Below are 19,146 nucleotides of genomic sequence, written 5' to 3'. Positions count from 1 at the left end.
TCATGAGCTTTCAATTACGCCGCGAAGAAGTACTCAATGGTGACCAGCTGAGCGCCATGTTGAGCGAGAACCCGGCCAAAGCGGCCCAGGCCATTTTGATGGCGGCCAAAGAGGGCATCGTCGATGGTCAGGCGTTGCTGGGGCAGATCCTGCTCGACGGCCAGGGCATCGAGCGCGACCCGGTGCTGGCCAAGCGCTGGTTTCAGATTGCGGCCAATGCCGGCCACTTGATGGCCCGCAACATGCTGGGTCGCTGCTGGGAGCATGGTTGGGGCGGGCCCGTCGACTGCACCCTGGCAAGCCTGGAATATCGACAAGCCGCTGAAGCTGGACTGGATTGGGCGCTCTACAACTACGCCAACTTGCTCGCTACCGGTCGCGGCGTAACCCAAGACCAGAACGCGGCGTACCAGCTGTACCGGGTGGCGGCACAGGCGGGCCATGCCAAGTCGATGAACCTGCTGGGGCGTTACCTCGAAGAAGGCGAGCATTGCCCGGCCGACAAAGCCGAGGCCTGTCTCTGGTACGAGCGCTCGGCACGCGGCGGTGATTTTCGTGGCCAGTTCAGCCATGCCTCGGTACTGGCCGAAGACGGCAATATTGATGACGCGTTGCGCTGGTTCGAGCGTGCTCTGAATGGCGGCAATCTGAACTTCTTGCGGGTGACCCTGGGCACCCTGCTAGAGGCTCGGGAACCCCGTATCCGGGCACTGAGCGCTGCCTGGCAAGTGCGTATCGATGCCTTGCAGGGCAACAACGGCTGACCGTGATTACACCGTCAAAGTTAATGCTCGTACGCGGCTTTCAAGCGTGTCCTAGCCAATAACTGTTTATTCGGGTAATTATTCATTTTTATTTTTGTCCCGGTCTTACAGGTACTCGGGTAGTTCTGTTATTGATGGATGCTCTTTGAGAAGTGATGCTGTTCGAACAGGATCATTTTTTAAAGGGAATTAATATGCAGGTTGATAATAAGGCGTTCAGCAACAGTGCTGAGGAGGCCAGATCGCTTGAGAAAATGAGCGCTCTGGAAGCGGCTATCTATTTGCCATCGCATTATATTCAAATGCTGGCCGGTGAAAAAGATTCCGCTGTTTCAAAGGAAGAATTGGGTTTTATTATCCGGCGCAGTGATATTCACAGTGTTCGAGCCTATGTGAGTGAGTCACGCAAGTTACCCGTGGACTACAACAAGATTGTGGCCTGGTTTGGTCTGGACACTACAAGTATTCCGGGGCTAGAACCCGCCAGTATTCAGTCTTTTCATCAACGCGTCGTGCAGCATGCCGGCAGCTGGTCGGCGCTCGAGCGGGAAACAAAGGAACTTGCTCGCCAACTGAACCGGTTCTCGGACAGTTTCATTACCCATGCCAATGGCATCATTGAATTAATAAACAGGCTGGATTCCGATCGGCTGTTCTCTGGTGGGCTGGACGATCTGACGGCCGCGGAAACCGCGCAGTTGGCTGATGGGCTTAGCTCTACAGAACTCAAGGCAGTCACCATCATGCGCGAACATGTAAAGTCGATCAAAAGCAGCACCGATTCCTATATAAAAAGAGCCTACGCAGTGGGGGCATTGGCGGCCGAGTTTGAGCGCGTCCTGTCCGATGAATTGACTCATGAAGTCAATGCCAAACTGGATGCCTATGCCAAAGCGGGCCTTTCCAGGGACCGTGAAACACTGACTGCGCGCATCAAAGAGCTGGACAGCGAAATCGAGCGATTGATAAGGGATTACAGGTCTCAGGTTTTGTACGGGCACTCAGGGATTTTTCTGGGGCCTATCGGCTTGGCTGTCACAGGCGGGATATTCGGGGTAAAGGCCGAAGCAATACGCACACGAAAAAACAAACTGATTGCCGAGCGTGACATTGCCAGGCAAGGCAGCCAGGAGCAAGAGCAACTCGCGATGGTGCTGGATGCCACCCAGCAGCGTTTTACCGACTTGCGCAGTCGCATGCTGGGAGCAGAAGAGGGCGCCAAGCGTCTGGCGCAAGTATGGAGCTATATAAGTAACTACCTGGATGAAGTTGATCATGAATTGGGGTACGTGGATTCTTTTGGTCGCTTATACAAACTTAAAGTTGATTTTGCACAGCTGCTGAATCCGTGGAAGCGTGTTAAGGATTACAGCGTGCAAATATCCAATGCATTTAATGAGATTATTGAAAAGCGTATTTGAAAAGGAAGTCACAATATGAATGCGGGCGTCGATGAAGTGGAGTATGAAACCCCTGATATGCCAGGTGTTTTCAGCGGGCTAAAAAAGTTTAATGCAGTGGCGGTCAGTCATGAATACGATTTTATTCCATCGTTGCAGGAGCGTTTAAGCCTGGCGGCCAGATGCTTGAGTCGTGGTGCGCGCAGTATTGTCGACAAGGTGCGTAGCCTTGAAGTAATGGTGGACAGTGCGGGTTTTGATGAACTGGCGGAACAATGGGCAGCCATTCACACTCATGGCCCATTAACGCCTGAGGCTCGCACCTCTGCAATCCATATTCTGAATGAAACTTTCACTCAGCGAAGCCGGCGCCTGGTGAGTGCTGTTGCGGCGGCCAAAGCGCAAATAGCATTGCGTACTGCCGAAGGCGAGGGACTGAATCTCGAACACTATTCCGATCCGCTGCTGGCGTATGACGTGGCCAGGCTGGATGAACTGGAGCAACAGGCGATTACGCTGCAACTGGAAGAAGATCAATTGCGTGCGGACAAACAGGTTGTCGTCGCGGCTCTGGAGATCCTTCAGTCCAGGACCTGGCTTGATCATGCAAGGGATTTGCTGCCTGGTATTGAACAAATTCAGGTACTTGTGACAACAGCTGCAGTGGGAAAGGTCGAGGCGGATGTGGTGACTGCCGCCATTGAGCGTATAACGCAGTACCTGGGTTTTATTGACAGTGGGTACAGGATGTTTTCGCTGATTGAAGCACGCAACAAAATCACCGACAAACTGGCTGATTTGAGCATGCGTAAATCCAGGGACAAGTCAGACAGGCGCGTGCTCAAGGAGCGCGCTGAAAAAATAAGGCGTCACGCAGAGCTGGTTGAAGCGCGGGCGTACTGGGTCGACAACATGAAGCGGATTGCCAACGGGTTGACCGTGTTTTCCACTCGGGTCAATGCAGCCATTGATGCAAATGAGCACTCGATGGTGCAAGCCTCGGCAGAGCTGGCGGGTTTTCTGCGTTTCTTACGGCACATCAGCCGATAGGGGCTGCCCCCCGCACGCTTGCGCGGGGGGCCAGTTGTTACAGGTAGAACGATTTCAGCGGCGGGAAGCCATTGAACTCAACGGCGCTGTAGCTGGTGGTATAGGCACCGGTCGACAACCAGTACAGGCGATCGCCGATGGCCAGGTTCAGGGGCAGGCCGTATTTGTAGTTTTCGTACATGATGTCGGCGCTGTCACAGGTTGGGCCGGCGATGACCACTTCTTCCATCTCGCCTTTCTTTTCAGTCCAGATCGGGAACTTGATGGCTTCGTCCATGGTTTCGATCAGACCAGAGAATTTGCCCACATCGGTATACACCCAACGCTCGACGGCGGTGCGCGATTTACGTGCGACCAAAACCACTTCACTGACCAGGATGCCTGCGTTGGCGATCAGCGAACGGCCCGGTTCCAGAATGATTTCTGGCAGGTCGTCACCGAAGTCTTCTTTCAGGAAACGAATGATTTCTTCGGCGTAGGTTTCCAGGCTGTTGGTACGGGTGATGTAGTTGGCCGGGAAGCCGCCGCCCATGTTGATCAGCTTGAGGACGATGCCGTCTTCTTCTTTCAGACGCTCGAAGATCACCTTGACCTTGGCGATGGCTGCGTCCCACACGCTAATGTCACGTTGCTGCGAACCTACGTGGAACGAAATGCCGTAAGGCACCAGGCCCAGGTCACGGGCCAGAATCAGCAGGTCCATGGCCATATCGGTCTGGCAGCCGAATTTTCGCGACAGAGGCCAGTCAGCGGTGGTCGAACCTTCGGTAAGGATGCGCACGTAAATCTTGGCGCCCGGTGCGGCCTTGGCAATGTTGCGCAAGTCGGCTTCGGAGTCGGTGGAAAACAGACGCACGCCTTTCTCGTAGAAATAACGAATGTCTTTGGATTTCTTGATGGTGTTGCCGTAGCTGATGCGGTCCGGGCTGACGCCGCGGTCCATGACTTTATCCAGCTCATAGATCGACGCGATATCGAAGCTCGAACCTTTGTCGCGCAGCAGATCAATGATTTCGACGGCCGGGTTGGCCTTCACCGCGTAATACACCTTGGCGAATTCGAAGCCTGCGCGCAGGTCATCGTAAGCCTTGCTGATCATGGCGGTATCGATCACCACGAACGGTGTTTCCTGGGTGTCAGCGAACGCCTTCATTTTGTTGAAGGTGTCGCGCGCGTAATAGTCTTCGACCTGGATCGACATGCTGGGGAACTCCTGTGGCAAACGTCATCAATAAATGGGTGCAGCTGAACATCCTCCGTATCCCCACTTTGGTTCGCCTACTTCCCAAGGCATGTCCGCCGAAAGCAAATAAGGTAAATGGACCTTGCTGTCTCGTCGTCAGTACTTGAGCCGGATGGATCGTTTCCAGCATGGATGTTCGGCGCGAACTTTAGGGCGTGACTGCGCTTAGATCAACAAAAAATGTCGCAATTTTATAAGCCTTCGTCGTGGGGCCAAAGTGAGCCATTTAAGTAACCGACCTTGATGACGGTGTGATGTTCCCCCAGTGGCTTTTTTGGCCGTTGCCAAACAGACGAAGCCCGCCATTGGGCGGGCTTCGGTAGTTGCATGTTGAAGCAGGGCTTACCTTGGGGGAAGGAACAGGCCAGGTCTCAAAATGCAGTACTCAGGGTCAACGACAGGCTGCGCGGATCACCGTATATGGCGCCAGCGTAGAAGCCGTAGCGGGTGTAGTAGGTTTTGTCGAAGAGGTTGTTGGCGTTCAGGGTAACGGCCGTATCTTCGGTGAGGTCGTATTTGGCCATTGCGCTCCAGATGGCATAACCTGCCCAGGTCACATCGGTGGGGCCGCGGCTCACACCGTCTGTGGGAATGCCTGCCGGAGTAGAGGTGGCGCGAATGCTGGTTTGCGCGGTGACACCGGTACCCACGGTCAAGCGATCAAGAGCACCCGACAGGCGGTAGGTGGTTGAAGCCTTGAACAGGTGCGACGGGTCACTTTGGCCGTCGGCGTTAAGGCGACGAAAGTGCAGATAGGTGTAGCCACCGTAGACATTCCAGTTGGGCGTCAACGCGCCGGGGACTTCGAGGTCGATACCTTCTGTCTCTACGCCGGTGCCGGTCGTGTAGGCCTGGGCTCCGGTGGGCGTCAGGTTGGCGCCATCGGTCACTGCCTTGTTTTCCTGGCGGGTCAGGAAGTAGGCCGCTTGCGCATTGACCTGACCGTCAAACCATTCTCCTTTAATACCGGTTTCATAACTCTGGCCGCGAATCGGCTCGAGCTTGTTGCCGCTGGCGTTTTCTTCGCTTTGCGGGCTGAAGATATCGGTGTAGCTGGCGTACAGCGAGTAGGTGTCGTTGAGGTCATACACCGCCCCCAGGTAAGGCGTGACGATACCGTTTTGTTGCTGATTGCTGCGCACTCCGGCGGTCGACACCGTGGTGCTGCTGTAATCGCTGATGCGCGCGCCCAGGATCACCGACAACGGGTCGGTAATACTCAGGCGGGTGGCCGCATACATGCCTTGCAGGCGGGTGGTGGTTTTGCTGTGCAGGCCGGTTTTGTAAGCGTTGATCCGGTAGTCGCTATCGACCCCGTTGTGCCAGTCGGTAATCGGGAAACCGTTGTTTGCCCGGAACTGGCACCCCAGCGCGCTAGGGCTGGTGCGGTCATCGCTGACCATATTGCAACGATATTGAGGTGACCAGGCGACGGTGCGACTGTCGTTGTAGCCGAACATGGCCTGGTGGGTGCGTCCGAACAGGCTGAAAGGTCCGGTCACGTCGACTTGTGCCGATTGCTGGGTCGTGTCGGTGGAGCTGTGCAGGCCATTGAGAATGGCCCCGGTACCATCCTGGTTCCAGTAACCGCCGAATGCGCCGCCACCTATGGAGTTGACCTTGGCCAGCCCGCGGTGATTCAACGCATCGGTGGTGCTTTGCGCCGCTTTGACGTTGAGCGTCCAGTCATTATCAAAGCGATGCTCCAGCGAGCCGAACGCTGTACGCGTGGTGTACTCGCCAAAACTCCAGCTGGGCACCACGTTGGTGCTGCGCGGCAGGCTTGTTTTACTGCCATCGCCGTACCAGATAGGGATGTTCGCGCCCCAGCCGCCGCCCACGATCTTGTAGTACTCATATTGATAGCCGGCACCGAGGGTCGTGGCATCCGTCAGGTCAAACTCGACATTGGCCAGCGCGGCCCGTGAACGCTCGGACTGTTGATCGCGGAAAGAGTTGGCGTCCTCTTGCGTCATGACCAGGCGAGAGCGCAATCGGCCATCTTCAGACAAGGGCAGGTTCAGGTCAGCGCCCAGGCGTCGCTTGTCCCAACTGCCATAGGTGGCGTATGCACTGCCGCCGAACTCGTAGCCAGGGCGTTTGCGGATCAGGTTGACGGTGGCCGATGGGTCGCCGGTGCCGCCCAGCAGGCCATTGGCACCGCGTACGATGTCGATACGCTCGTACATATCCATGTTCAGCGAGCTGCCTGCGCCACTGAAGTCCGAGCCGCCCTGAAACTGCAGGCCGTCGGTTTTCCAGTTGGTAATCGGATAGCCGCGTGCGCGGTACTCGGTGCGTCCGCCCACTTCTGACTTGCTCATGGTGACGCCGGGTGCGCTGTCCAGCACTTGCTCGATATTGGTGATCTGGCGGTCTGCCATTTGTTCCTGGGTGATGGTGGTGACCGATTGTGGCGTTTGGCGCGGGGTGAGTTTCATGCCCGTGGAACTGGTGGTGCTCTTGACGGTGTAACCCAGTTGGCCGGTGTTTTCATCGGCTGATGGCTGGGTACCTTCGACATTCAGGGTGTCCAGTTCAATCGTCCCCGCTATTGCCGGTTGGCTGGCCAAGCCGACCATGGCGCTGAGGCTGATAGCGGCCATGAGCGCGGCCTGGTTGCGGGGTGCATTTCGGCGAGCCGGGGTGGTTAGCATCAAAGGTCGTGCTGAGAGATCCGTCATCATGCCCTGCGTTGTCATTGGTAATACTTCGTATTTGCAGATAATGTTTGGTAGCATTTTAGGTATCACGCCGCCAGGCACTATTACGGATATGTGTGGGTATGTAATGGAATGTAATGAGCGCCATGTTTTACCCACGTCAAAACCTCCCGTGGCCGCCAAAACGCTGTTGGTGGTGGATGACGATGATGAAATTCGCGAGTTGTTATGTGATTACCTGAGTGAGAACGGCGACCATGTGCTGGCAGCAGCCGATGGCCTTGAGATGTGGGCGCAGTTGGGCGCCAGGCTGTCGATCTGGTCGTGCTGGACGTCATGCTGCCGGGAGAAGACGGCCTGAGTCTGTGTCGCCAGCTTCAATCGCGCCCCGGCCTTAGCGTGATCATGCTTTCCGCCAAGGGATCAGCGCTGGATCGCATCATTGGCCTGGAGGTAGGCGCCGATGATTATTTGACCAAGCCTTTCGAGCCCCGTGAGCTGGTGGCCAGAATCAAGGCGGTGCTGCGCCGGCAAGCACGGGCCGAGCCCATCGCGGATCGCCCGGTCACGACCCACCGCGACTTCGTCGGCTATCGCCTCGATTATGTAAAGCGCCTGTTACACACCCCGGGTGGCCAGACCCTGACCTTGCCGCGCTCCGACTTCAGGGTGTTGCGTGATTTGCTCCAGGCCCGTGAACAAGTGTTGTCGCGTGATCAATTGACACTCAGTGCGATGGGACGAGAATACTCGCCCGACGACGGCTCGATCGACATGTGCATCAGCCGTCTGCGCCAGCATTTCAAGGAGGGGCACGTCCAGATACTGACCGTGCGTAATGAAGGTTACCTGCTAAGTGTCTACAGCCCTGAAGCGGCGGTTTAACCAGGTGCGCGATGCTCTGGTGCGGGGGGTGATGCGCCTGTGGCCCAAAACCCTGTTCGGCCAACTGACGCTGATTCTGGTCAGCGGCACGCTGGCTATTCAATTGTTGTCGAGCAGCATCTGGTTCGACGTGCGCTATGCGCAAGTCCTCGAAGCGCCTGTCCGGTTGATGGCCAGCCGAACGGCACAATTGATTAACCAAGACAGTTGCATTGCGGGGCAACCCCAGACAGCACCGGCCAATTACACGGCCAGGTGCCTGGCCACGAAACCCGATACTCAACCCGGCAATGATCGCGCGGCCCGACGCACGGCTTTGCTGTTGAAACAGGCACTGGCGTATGAGTTGGGATACGCGCCAGCGATTGAGATGATAGAGGTCGACCTGACCGATGCATCCGGTCAGCCGCTGGTCTGGCGCAGCCTTTTTGGCCTGCAAACGGCCACCGCCCATGTGGATTTCGCCGTGCCCCTGGCCGATGGTCATTGGTTGAGCATCGAGGGGCACGAGTTGCAGGGCTGGAGCGGCGAGTCAGCATGGGCGTTAATTGCCGACTACATTCTGCGGGTCTATGTGGTGCGCATTATCGGCGTCATCGGGATGTGCTGGTTGGCTGTGCGACTGTGCCTGCGCCCTCTAAAACGGCTCAGTGACGCCGCCAATGCGTTGGGCGATAACCTTGATCAGACGCCGTTGGCGATTGAAGGGCCTCTGGAAGTCCGCCAGGCCGCCCAGATGTTTAACACCATGCAGAAACAGATTGTCGCGATGGTCAATGACCAGAGTTTTTTTCTGGCGGCAGTGTCCCACGATCTGCGAACGCCCTTGACCCGCATGCGTTTACGCATTGAGCGGTTGAACGATCTCGATCAGCGTGAGCGCTTGAAGCAAAACATTTATCAAATGGACAAGATGATTACTCAGGTACTCGTCTATCTGCAGAGTGCCAACCAACACACATGCCAGTTTATTGATCTCGACAGCGTATTGCGCAACCTGTGTACCGAGTTGTCGACACCCGCCGAGCCATTGCCTGTCAGTGGCCGGGGCGGGATGATCTACGCAAACGGCGTGTTGCTGCACCGTTGCTTGCAGAATTTGCTGGTGAACGCGCAAGCCTATGCCCGGGAAATAACGATTGAGGTCGAGCGCTCGTCAAGCGGTGTGACATTGCGAGTCAATGATCGCGGGCCTGGTATAGCGCAATCTGTTCTGCATTCAGTCACCGATCCGTTCGTACGTGCGGATACCTCACGCAATGATCAATCTGGCGGTTTTGGACTGGGGCTTAGTATCGCCAGGCGTATTGCCGTCAGCCATAAGGGCAGCCTGGTGCTTGGCAATCGTGAAGGAGGAGGTTTGACCGCCTGTATTTTCTTGCCGCTCAGGGAGGGTGAGGGCGCAAGCGCTCAGGCAAAGGCTTGAGATCAACTCAACAAGTCGGAACTTCAAAAGCCTTGATCCGGGGGTAGAGAGATCTATTTAAGTCACCGACCTTGATGCCGAGCTGGTGTACCACACTTCATGAATCAAGCCGCCACGGTTTGGCCCTTGTCGCCGAATCTGGGAGCTCTAGCATGGGCTGACCATTAGAAGGAGCAGCCTCATGTTCGCCGGTTTTAACACAGTACAGCGCCAGGTCAATGGCGTGCAGATTGCCTTCCGGGTCGGCGGTCACGGGCCGGGGTTGCTGTTGATTCACGGGCACCCGCAGACGCACGTGATCTGGCACAAGGTTGCCGGGCAATTGGCCGAGCACTTCACAGTGGTCGTGGCCGATTTGCGTGGCTACGGTGACAGTGAAAAGCCCGAAGCGGTAGCCGACCATAGCAACTACAGCAAGCGTGAAATGGCCCGTGACTCGCTGAGGCTGATGAGCAGCCTGGGTTTCGAGCAGTTTTCGGTACTGGCCCATGACCGTGGCGCGCGAGTTGCCCATCGTCTGGCGCTGGACCATCCGCAGGCGATTAACCGCCTGGTCATGCTCGACATTGCGCCGACGCTGGCCATGTACGCGCAAACCAATGAGGCCTTTGCCCGTGCTTACTGGCACTGGTTCTTCTTGATTCGCCCGGCGCCGTTGCCTGAACGCCTTATCGAGGCCGATCCTGAACAGTACCTGCTCAGCGTGATGGGCAGCCGCAGTGCGGGCTTGCAACCGTTTACGGCCCAAGCGCTGGCTGAATACGTGCGCTGCATCAAACTGCCGGGCGCGGCGCGGGGGATCTGCGAAGACTATCGTGCCAGCGCCGGGATTGACCTTGAGCATGACCGCGAGGACATTGCCGCAGGTCGGTATTTGAATATGCCCGTGTTGCTGTTGTGGGGCGCGGAGGGCACGGTGGGGCGTTGTTTCGACCCGCTTGGCGAATGGCAGAAAGTCGCGACCGATGTGCGTGGCCAGGCGTTGCCGTCCGGGCACTACATTGCCGAAGAAGTCCCTGAACTGCTGCTTGAACATGTGCTGCCTTTTCTGCGCTGAGCTATTCTGTACGCTCTTGCCGCCAAGCCGCTCATGACCATGCCGCCAATAAAATACAGTGCGCCGTTGCCTGAAGACCTGCGGGTCTTCCTCACGGTGGTGCGCAAAGGTGGCTTTGCCGCAGCGGCAGAAGAGCTGGGGTTGTCTCCAGCCTATGTCAGCAAACGTATTCAAATTCTCGAAACTACCCTGGGCAGTCGCTTGCTGCATCGCACCAGCCGCCGTATCGCGCTGACCGATGACGGCGAGCGGGTGCAGCGCTGGGCGGTACGGATTCTGGATGATGTTCAGCAGCTACAGGATGAGCTGTCCGAAGCGCATTCGGCCCCGCGTGGACGCTTGCACGTATGCAGTACTTTCGGTTTTGGCCGCAACCATGTGGCGCCTGCCATTTCCTTGCTGGCCGAGCAGTACCCCGAGCTGGAGATTCGCCTCGACGTGTTTGATCGAGTGGTGAATATCGTCCATGAAGGCTTCGATCTGGAGATTCATGTGGGCGATGACATTCCGGGCCAGCATATCGGGCGCCGGCTGGTGACCAACAATCGCGTGTTGTGCGCTTCCCCTGACTACCTCAAGCGCCGGGGTGTACCTCAACATCTGGAAGACCTGGGGCAGCACGATTGCCTGGTGCTTAAAGAGCGCGACAACGCGTTTGGTATCTGGCAACTGCAAGGCCCGGAAGGCGAAGCCAGCGTGCGCGTCAGCGGGCCGTTGTCGTCTAACAGTGGCGAGATAGTGTTGCAGTGGGCACTGGACGGGCGTGGCGTGTTGCTGCGCTCGATGTGGGATGTCAGGCCACTGCTGGAACAGGGCAGGTTGGTGCAGGTACTGCCTGAATACTGGCAAAGCGCTGACGTGTGGGCGGTGTACCCGACACGGCTGGCTAACTCGGGCAAGCTGCGGGTGTGTGTGGAGTTTTTGCAGACGCAATTGGGGCGCTTGTGACCTCTGCCGTGAGGGCGCTTTTCAGCTCAACCAAGGGTTGGCCTGCAAGTGCCGCTCTTGGAACTCGCGAATCTGCCGACTGCGTTGCAAGGTGCTGCCAATGGCATCCAGCCCCTGCAACAGCGCGGTTTTACGCAGGCCGTCGATCTGGAACTCAACCGTTGAACCATCGGCCAGACAAATGCTTTGGCTCGGCAGGTCAACGGCAATTTCAGCCATATCTGCGTGGCTGACAGTGTGCCCTAGCGCCTGCACCTGCGCCTCTTCCAGGGTAATCACCAACACCCCGTTACGCTGGCAGTTGTCATAAAAGATCCCGGCAAAGCTGCTGCCAATCAAGGCCCGGATACCGAGTTGCTTCAATCCCCAGACCGCATGTTCACGGCTGGAGCCACAGCCAAAATTCGGCCCGGTGACTAAAAAGCGTGCCTCTTGCCAGCCCGGCTGATTAAGGACGAACGCCGGGTTCGGCTCGCCCGAAGGCAGGAAACGCAGGTCAAAAAACAGACCGCGATCCAGTCCGTTGCGATCAATGCCTTTAAGAAACTGCTTGGGCATGATCACATCGGTATCGATGTTGGCCGCGAGCATCGGTGCTGCCTTGCCGCTGACGGTGGTGAAAGGTTGCATGCTCAGACTCTCCCTGACAGTTGGCGAACGTCGACCAGATGGCCGGTAATGGCGGCGGCCGCGACCATCGCCGGGCTCATCAAATGGGTGCGTGCCCCGGCGCCCTGGCGGCCTTCGAAGTTGCGATTGGTACTGGAGGCGCAGCGGTCGCCGGGGGCGAGTACGTCATCATTCATGGCCAGGCACATGGAGCACCCGGACTGGCGCCACTCAAAACCGGCGTCGATAAAGATCGCGGCCAACCCTTCGGCCTCGGCCTGATCACGCACCTGAGTCGACCCCGGCACGATCATCGCCCGCACATGCGTGGCCACTTTCTGGCCGCGCACCACCTGTGCGGCGTCACGTAAATCTTCAATGCGGGCGTTGGTGCACGAACCGATAAAGGCATGGCTGATCACCACTTCATTGAGCGGCGCGCCAGCCTCCAGGCCCATGTAGTTCAAGGCCCGGCGCATGTCCTGACGCAAGATCAAGTCGCTGATCGCCTGCGGGTCCGGTACGCGGCTGCCAATGGCGGCGGCCTGATCGGGGCTGGTGCCCCACGTGACCATCGGTTGCAGGTCAGTGGCGTCCACTTGCACCTCTTGATCGAACTGCGCGTCGGGGTCGCTATAAAGCAGGCACCAATGCTCAACCGCTTGTTCCCACAACTCGCCTTGTGGGGCACGGGGTTTGTCTTTGAGGTAGGCGTACACCTTGTCATCGGGCGCCATAAAAGCACCGCGGGCACCGGCTTCCACGGCCATGTTGCAGATGGTCATGCGCGCTTCGACGCTCAATGCATCGATGGTCGAGCCGGTAAATTCAATGGCATAGCCGGTGGCGCCTGAAGCGCCGATTTTGGCGATCAGGGCCATGATCAGGTCTTTTGACGTCAGCCCCAGGCCCAGCGCGCCCTGGACGGTCACTCGCATGCTTTTCAGACGTTTGTAGACCAGTGTCTGAGTGGCCAGCAGGTGCTCGATTTCAGAGGTGCCGATACCAAAGCCGAAGGCACCCAGCGCGCCATAAGTCGTGGTGTGACTGTCGCCTGCGGCGATCATCATGCCGGGCAGGATGAAGCCTTGCTCGGGGGCGATAACGTGTTCGATCCCCTGGCGCTGGTCGAGCACATCGAACAGCTCGATGCCAAACTTTTCGCAGTTCTGTTGCAGATACGACACCTGCAAAGCGCCGCCTGCATCGGCCATGGCGGCCACGCGCACGGGGGCGGTCGGGTTCACATGGTCAACCACCGCCAGGGCGGTTTCCGGGCGCCACACTTCGCGCCCGGCTTCACGCAAACCACTGAAGGCTTGCGGGCTGGTGTATTCGTTAATGACCTGACGGTCTATGTATAGCAAGACGTGACCTTGATCATCGAGCGCGCACACGGTGTGCGCATCAATGTGCTTGTCGTAGAGGGTTTTGGCATGGGGCATGGTGATGGCTCGCAGCGGGAGGCGTGCGAACCATCATAAGGACGCGGGGAGCACCATCAATGGCGATGCAGTGATGGCTCAGAACATGATTCGTGTTGGATACAACAGGTTGTAGCCGCTGCCGCAGGCTGCGCAACCCGGCGCAGTCTGCGGCAGCGGCTACAGGGCTCAAGCGGAAACTATTTCAGCCGGTGAAACAATGCTGGTCTTGGCGCCACGCGAACGACCCGAACTCAGGTACGCCGCAATCGATTCTTGCGTCACTTCGCCCTGGAATACGCGTTCGGCGTCCATCACCGGCAACCACGAGCGGTTGAACTCGTACATGCGCGACAGCAGGATGCGCAAATGTTCTTCCGACGCAGCGGTCGCGGTGAACTCCCGCAGGAACTGGCCACAGGTGCCTGTCTGGCGATGCAGGTCACGACGACGTACATACCCCAGTGCCTTGTTGTCGGCACAGGTGACCACCACATAGCGACGGTCCAGTTCGTCCATCAGCTCCAGGGCTTCGGCCACCGGGGTTTCCGGGCTCACCGATGGCGCGTTGTCCGCGGCATCTTCGGCCTTGACCAGCAGCAGGCGCTTGAGGGTGCTGTCCTGGCCGACAAAGTTGCTCACGAAGTCGTCCGCCGGGTGAGCGAGCAGGGTATCCGGGTGGTCCATTTGCAACAGTTTGCCGCCACGGAAGATGGCGATCTTGTCGCCCAGTTTGATCGCTTCGTCGATGTCGTGGCTGACCATGATTACGGTCTTGTTCAGCGCGCGCTGCATCTCGAAGAATTCGTTCTGGATCATCTCGCGGTTGATCGGGTCCACCGCACCAAACGGTTCATCCATCAGCAGCAGCGGCGCATCGGCCGCCAGGGCGCGAATCACGCCGATTCGTTGCTGCTGACCACCAGACAGTTCGCGCGGATAACGGTTGAGGTATTGCTTGGGCTCCAGCTTGATCATGCTCATCAGTTCGCGGGCACGGTCATGGCACTTTTGCTTGTCCCACCCCAGCAGGCGCGGAACGATGGTGATGTTCTCCTCGATGGTCATGTTGGGGAACAGGCCGATCTGCTGGATCACATAACCAATATTGCGACGCAGGGTTACCGGGTCGAGGTCAGTGGTGTCTTCGCCATTGATAAGGATCTTGCCCGACGTGGGCTTGATCAGACGGTTGATCATTTTCAGCGTGGTGCTTTTGCCGCAGCCCGAAGGCCCGAGGAATACGCAGATTTCGCCTTCATTGACGGTCAGGTTTACCGAGTCCACGGCCTTTACATCTTTGCCGTTGCTTTGGAATGTTTTGCTGAGGTTTTGAAGTTCGATCATTTGAGCAGTCCTTTTGGAGTCAGCGAGCGTTGCAGCCATTGCAGAAGCAGGTCGGCGATGATGGCCAGAACACTGACCAACACGGCGCCTACGATCAGCATCGACATGTCGCTACGGCTGATTGCAGCAAGAATAAGTACACCCAGACCACCGGCACCGATGGTGGCGGCAATGGTCATGACGCCGATGTTCATGACCACGGCGGTACGCACACCGGCCAGAATCACCGGCACGGCGATGGGCAGTTCAACCATGCGCAGGCGCTGGCTGAAGGTCATGCCGATACCGCGAGCGGCTTCGCGAATACCCGGTTCCACGCCGGTGAGGGCCAGGAAGGTGTTACGCATGATCGGCAGCAGTGAGTACAAAAACACGGCGGTAATGGCCGGCATAGGGCCAAGGCCCTGGCCGAACTTCGAGTAGAACGGCAGCAGCAGGCCGAACAGGGCAATTGACGGAATGGTCAGCAGCACCGTGGCGCTGGCTTGCAGCGGGCCGGCCAGTGACGGAAAGCGTGTCATCAGCACGCCCAGCGGCACGCCGATCAGGATTGCCAGAATCACGGCAATGCCGACCAGGGTGATGTGCTGCAAGGTCAGATGCAGAACAAGCGACCAGTCCATGTGGGAAAAGGCGTTTAAAAATTCCATGTCTTCTCCTCTTTTCAGTTCAGTGGATGCTGGCGCAGAAAGTCTGCGGCGACTTTGGACGGGCTTTCGTGGTTTACATCGACCCGGGCGTTGAGTTGACGCATGGTTTCATCGTCAAACAGATCGGCCAGTGGCTTAAGCAGCCCCGCAAGGTCGGGGTGCTGATCCAGATAGGCCTGACGCACTACCGGCGCGGCGGTGTAGTCCGGGAAGTAGTGCTTGTCGTCTTCAAGCAATTTGAGATTGAAGGCGCTCAAGCGACCGTCCGTGGTGTAGACCAGTCCGGCAAACACCTGGCCGTTTTTCAGCGCGGTGTAGACCAGCCCGGCGTCCATCTGGCGGATATTGCGACGGGTCAGGTCCATGTCGTAGAGCTTGACCATACCCAGCAAGCCGTCGGAGCGGTTGGCGAACTCGGTGTCCAGGGCCACCAGCGCATTTTTGTTGTCCGGTTCGCGCATTGCCTTGTTCAGGTCGCTGATGCTGTTGATGCCCGGAAACGCTTCGGCCACCTTTTGTGGCAGTGCCAGCGCATAGGTGTTGCTGAACTTGGACGGATGCAGCCAGACCAGTCCTTTTTTAGCATCGACCTCTTTTACCCGGTCGTAGGATTGCTGGCTGTCGAGTTTGTCGGTGATGTGGTTGTAGGCCACCAGCGAAACGCCGGTGTATTCCCACACCATGTCCAGTTGCCCCGACTCCTGGGCCGAACGCGCCAGGCTGCTGCCCAGCCCGCCGGTGACCTGAGCGTTATAGCCCTTGCTGTTGAGGTATTGCGAAGTGATTTCCGCGAGCAGGGTTTGCTCGGTAAACACCCGCGCCCCAATGCGAATCAAGGGTTTTTCCGCAGCCTGGGCAATTCCTGCACACAGCAGGATGCAGCCTAGTAAAAAGCTAATTTTTTTCATGGTTATTCCTTTGCTCAGCCAGACCTTAAGCAGGTCGCAGACCGCGTTCCAACCACTGGCGGCTGATGAGTATCACCAGGCCGTCGAGCAGCAGTGCCAGCAGCGCAGTACAGGCGGCGCCGAGAATCAGTTGCGGCTGATTGTTGAGGGCAATGCCTGGAAAAATCAGGCTGCCCAGGCTGTTGGCGCCGATCAGGAACGCCAGCGGGGCGGTACCGACGTTGATCGCCAGTGCCACGCGCACACCGCCCATGATGATGGGCACGGCGTTGGGCAACTCGACCCGCCACAGCACCTGGCGCGGGGTCATGCCGATACCGACGGCGGCTTCCTTGAGCGAACCCTGGACGTTTTTCAAGCCTTCGTAGGTATTGCGCACAATGGGCAGCAACGAGGCGAGAAACAGGGCGAAGATGGCAGGGCCGCTACCGATGCCCAGGAAACCCAGGGCAATGGCCAGTACCGCCAGAGGAGGCACGGTGTTGCCGATGTTGAAGACTTGCATGAAGCGTTCCGCACGTCCGGCCATTGAAGGTCGGCTGAGGAAAATGCCGGCAGGTATCCCTACAAGGAGGGCGGCGAGCATTGAAGCGAGTACCAGGTACAGGTGGGCTTGCAGGTAGAACAACAAATCATCTTGATAGTGTTCGATAGTGCTGATGCCGATCCAGTGGACCAACAGGGCCAGAAGCGCGATAACGACCGCGCATCCTATAAGCCCTTTTCCATAGCGATTCGCCATAGACGGACTCCTTTTTTTTCAGTCGGCGAACACATCGTCGTGTGGCAAGGCCATTCCTGGCTGCCGGCAATATGTTCGCGAAGAGCAACAGGTGGTGGCGAAAATGCGCCCTCAACACCTGTCATTAGCGCAGCCTCGTCAGGCTAACTTGCTGATATTTCAGCCCCTGACGCTTTGTCGTATCAGGAGAGTGGACGCCTCCACTGTTTAAAAGGTTCACATTTTTTACGGCACATTGCCACCCTTGTCCGACGAGCCACGGTTCCAACGGTGGCTGTAGGCGCCTGATTTGAGCTATAATCCGCGCCCTTTTTTGAATCAATCGTCAGGCGATTTCCCATGACCAACCAGGCCGCCGAAGTCGCGAAACGCCGCACTTTCGCCATTATTTCCCACCCCGATGCGGGTAAGACCACCATCACCGAAAAGCTCTTGCTGATGGGTAAGGCGATTGCTGTCGCCGGTACGGTGAAATCGCGAAAGTCCGACCGCCATGCCACCTCCGACTGGATGGAAATGGAGAAACAACGGGGTATTTCGATTACCACGTCGGTCATGCAGTTCCCGTATCGCGACAACATGATCAACCTGCTCGACACCCCGGGCCACGAAGACTTCTCCGAAGACACCTACCGCACGCTGACCGCGGTCGACTCGGCGCTGATGGTCCTCGACGGCGGTAAGGGCGTTGAGCCACGTACCATCGCCCTGATGGACGTGTGTCGTCTGCGTGACACGCCAATCGTCAGCTTTATCAACAAACTCGACCGCGATATTCGCGACCCGATCGAGTTGCTGGACGAGATCGAAGCGGTCCTGAAAATCAAGGCGGCGCCGATCACCTGGCCGATCGGCTGCTACCGCGATTTCAAGGGTGTCTACCACCTGGCAGACGACTACATCATCGTCTACACCGCCGGTCATGGGCATGAGCGCACCGAAACCAAAATCATCGAAAAGCTCGATTCCGATGAAGCCCGTGCCCACTTGGGTGACGAGTACGATCGTTTTGTTGATCAACTGGAACTGGTTCAGGGCGCTTGCCATGAATTCAACCAGCAGGAATTTCTCGACGGCCAGTTGACCCCGGTGTTCTTCGGTACCGCACTGGGCAACTTTGGTGTCGACCATGTGCTCGACGCGGTAGTTGACTGGGCCCCGAAGCCGCTGGCCCGTGTTGCCAACGAGCGTACCGTCGAGCCGGTTGAAGAGAAGTTCACCGGTTTCGTGTTCAAGATCCAGGCGAACATGGACCCGAAACACCGCGACCGTATCGCCTTTATGCGCATTTGCTCGGGCAAATACGAAAAGGGCATGAAAATGCGCCATGTGCGCACCGGCAAAGATGTTCGTATCGGCGATGCGCTGACGTTCTTCTCCTCCGAGCGTGAACAGCTCGAAGAGGCTTTTGCGGGTGATATCATCGGTTTGCACAACCACGGCACCATCCAGATCGGTGACACCTTCACCGAAGGTGAGAGCCTGAGCTTCACCGGTATTCCGCACTTTGCCCCGGAACTGTTCCGTCGCGTACGTCTGCGCGATCCACTCAAGTCCAAGCAATTGCGCCAGGGCTTGCAGCAACTGGCCGAAGAGGGCGCCACCCAGGTGTTCTTCCCGGAGCGCAGCAACGACATCATCCTGGGCGCCGTGGGTGTGCTGCAGTTCGACGTGGTCGCCAGCCGCTTGAAAGAAGAATACAAAGTGGAATGCTCCTACGAGCCGATCACTGTGTACTCGGCTCGCTGGATTGATTGCGACGATAAGAAGAAGCTCGAAGAGTTCAGCGTCAAAGCTGTGGAAAACCTGGCCGTGGACGGTGGCGGTCACCTGACCTATCTGGCTCCGACCCGCGTCAACCTGGCGTTGATGGAAGAGCGCTGGCCGGATGTGAAGTTCCGCGCAACCCGCGAGCATCACTAAGCACTCAGGTGTCTGGTTGATAAAAAAGCGAAGCCCTTGGGCTTCGCTTTTTTTTGCGCAAATTTTGTAACCGCTGCCGCAGACTGCGATCGAGCCCTTAGGAGCGC

General features: G+C 57.6%; 15 protein-coding genes and 1 pseudogene. 8 read left to right on the top strand and 8 right to left on the bottom strand.

The window, feature by feature from the left end; all coding sequences use genetic code 11:
- Window positions 1-2: 2 nt before the first annotated feature.
- The 3 genes from GHN92_RS04375 (at window position 3) to GHN92_RS04365 (ending at window position 3,214) form a co-directional block, all read left to right on the top strand.
- Window positions 3-764, top strand: coding sequence for a tetratricopeptide repeat protein (locus tag GHN92_RS04375; RefSeq protein WP_095018272.1), 762 nt, complete (start codon window positions 3-5; stop codon window positions 762-764).
- Between the two features lie 155 nt (window positions 765-919).
- Entirely contained in the window at window positions 920-2,185 is a 1,266-nt protein-coding gene (locus GHN92_RS04370; RefSeq protein WP_240043257.1) for an alpha-xenorhabdolysin family binary toxin subunit A, read from the top strand.
- 15 nt (window positions 2,186-2,200) lie between these two features.
- Complete coding sequence (locus GHN92_RS04365) at window positions 2,201-3,214, top strand: alpha-xenorhabdolysin family binary toxin subunit B (protein ID WP_133144779.1); 1,014 nt, start codon at window positions 2,201-2,203, stop codon at window positions 3,212-3,214.
- 37 nt (window positions 3,215-3,251) lie between these two features.
- On the opposite strand, the gene GHN92_RS04360 is transcribed toward GHN92_RS04365, so the two are convergent.
- Both GHN92_RS04360 and GHN92_RS04355 read right to left on the bottom strand, forming a co-directional pair.
- Entirely contained in the window at window positions 3,252-4,415 is a 1,164-nt protein-coding gene (locus tag GHN92_RS04360) for a type III PLP-dependent enzyme (RefSeq protein ID WP_095001593.1), read from the bottom strand.
- Window positions 4,416-4,828: 413 nt separating this feature from the next.
- Complete coding sequence (locus GHN92_RS04355; protein ID WP_153379431.1) at window positions 4,829-7,063, bottom strand: TonB-dependent siderophore receptor; 2,235 nt, start codon at window positions 7,061-7,063, stop codon at window positions 4,829-4,831.
- Window positions 7,064-7,247: 184 nt separating this feature from the next.
- Between GHN92_RS04355 and GHN92_RS04350 the strand changes: the two are divergent.
- The 4 genes and pseudogenes from GHN92_RS04350 (at window position 7,248) to GHN92_RS04335 (ending at window position 11,436) form a co-directional block, all read left to right on the top strand.
- A pseudogene (locus tag GHN92_RS04350) lies at window positions 7,248-8,005 on the top strand (response regulator).
- A gap of 19 nt (window positions 8,006-8,024) precedes the next feature.
- The gene (locus GHN92_RS04345) at window positions 8,025-9,431 is read left to right on the top strand and encodes an ATP-binding protein (RefSeq protein WP_165484596.1); all 1,407 of its coding nucleotides are present in this window, start codon (window positions 8,025-8,027) and stop codon (window positions 9,429-9,431) included.
- A 181-nt stretch (window positions 9,432-9,612) separates the two neighbouring features.
- A complete protein-coding gene (locus tag GHN92_RS04340; RefSeq protein ID WP_133144782.1) occupies window positions 9,613-10,488 on the top strand; it encodes an alpha/beta fold hydrolase in 876 nt (291 codons plus the stop codon).
- Window positions 10,489-10,527: 39 nt separating this feature from the next.
- The gene (locus GHN92_RS04335) at window positions 10,528-11,436 is read left to right on the top strand and encodes a LysR substrate-binding domain-containing protein (RefSeq protein ID WP_205125793.1); all 909 of its coding nucleotides are present in this window, start codon (window positions 10,528-10,530) and stop codon (window positions 11,434-11,436) included.
- Window positions 11,437-11,457: 21 nt separating this feature from the next.
- Here GHN92_RS04335 and leuD read toward each other — a convergent pair whose 3' ends face one another.
- The 6 genes from leuD to GHN92_RS04305 all read right to left on the bottom strand — a co-directional run bounded on the left by leuD (window position 11,458) and on the right by GHN92_RS04305 (window position 17,116).
- Window positions 11,458-12,072 (bottom strand): 3-isopropylmalate dehydratase small subunit, encoded by a 615-nt coding sequence (gene leuD / locus GHN92_RS04330; protein ID WP_095001587.1) that lies wholly within the window; start codon window positions 12,070-12,072, stop codon window positions 11,458-11,460.
- The gene (gene leuC, locus GHN92_RS04325) at window positions 12,069-13,490 is read right to left on the bottom strand and encodes a 3-isopropylmalate dehydratase large subunit (RefSeq protein ID WP_095031994.1); all 1,422 of its coding nucleotides are present in this window, start codon (window positions 13,488-13,490) and stop codon (window positions 12,069-12,071) included. Before leuC ends, leuD begins: the two co-directional genes overlap by 4 nt.
- A gap of 168 nt (window positions 13,491-13,658) precedes the next feature.
- Entirely contained in the window at window positions 13,659-14,816 is a 1,158-nt protein-coding gene (locus GHN92_RS04320) for a betaine/proline/choline family ABC transporter ATP-binding protein (RefSeq protein ID WP_153379430.1), read from the bottom strand.
- Window positions 14,813-15,466, bottom strand: a complete 654-nt coding sequence (locus tag GHN92_RS04315) for an ABC transporter permease (protein WP_095001584.1) — start codon at window positions 15,464-15,466, stop codon at window positions 14,813-14,815. The genes GHN92_RS04320 and GHN92_RS04315 overlap by 4 nt, the downstream gene beginning before the upstream one ends.
- Before the next feature lie 14 nt (window positions 15,467-15,480).
- Window positions 15,481-16,374, bottom strand: a complete 894-nt coding sequence (locus GHN92_RS04310; protein ID WP_133144783.1) for a glycine betaine ABC transporter substrate-binding protein — start codon at window positions 16,372-16,374, stop codon at window positions 15,481-15,483.
- Between the two features lie 25 nt (window positions 16,375-16,399).
- Entirely contained in the window at window positions 16,400-17,116 is a 717-nt protein-coding gene (locus GHN92_RS04305) for an ABC transporter permease (protein WP_095001582.1), read from the bottom strand.
- A gap of 339 nt (window positions 17,117-17,455) precedes the next feature.
- On the opposite strand from GHN92_RS04305, the gene GHN92_RS04300 reads away from it, so the two are divergent.
- Entirely contained in the window at window positions 17,456-19,039 is a 1,584-nt protein-coding gene (locus GHN92_RS04300) for a peptide chain release factor 3 (RefSeq protein ID WP_016779471.1), read from the top strand.
- Window positions 19,040-19,146: the final 107 nt, after the last annotated feature.

The organism is Pseudomonas sp. FSL R10-2964 (assembly GCF_009600035.1).
GTDB classification, from domain to species: Bacteria; Pseudomonadota; Gammaproteobacteria; order Pseudomonadales; family Pseudomonadaceae; genus Aquipseudomonas; species Aquipseudomonas bubulae.
Note: the sequence above shows the minus strand (reverse complement) of the source record. Positions and strands in the feature narration are given on the sequence as shown.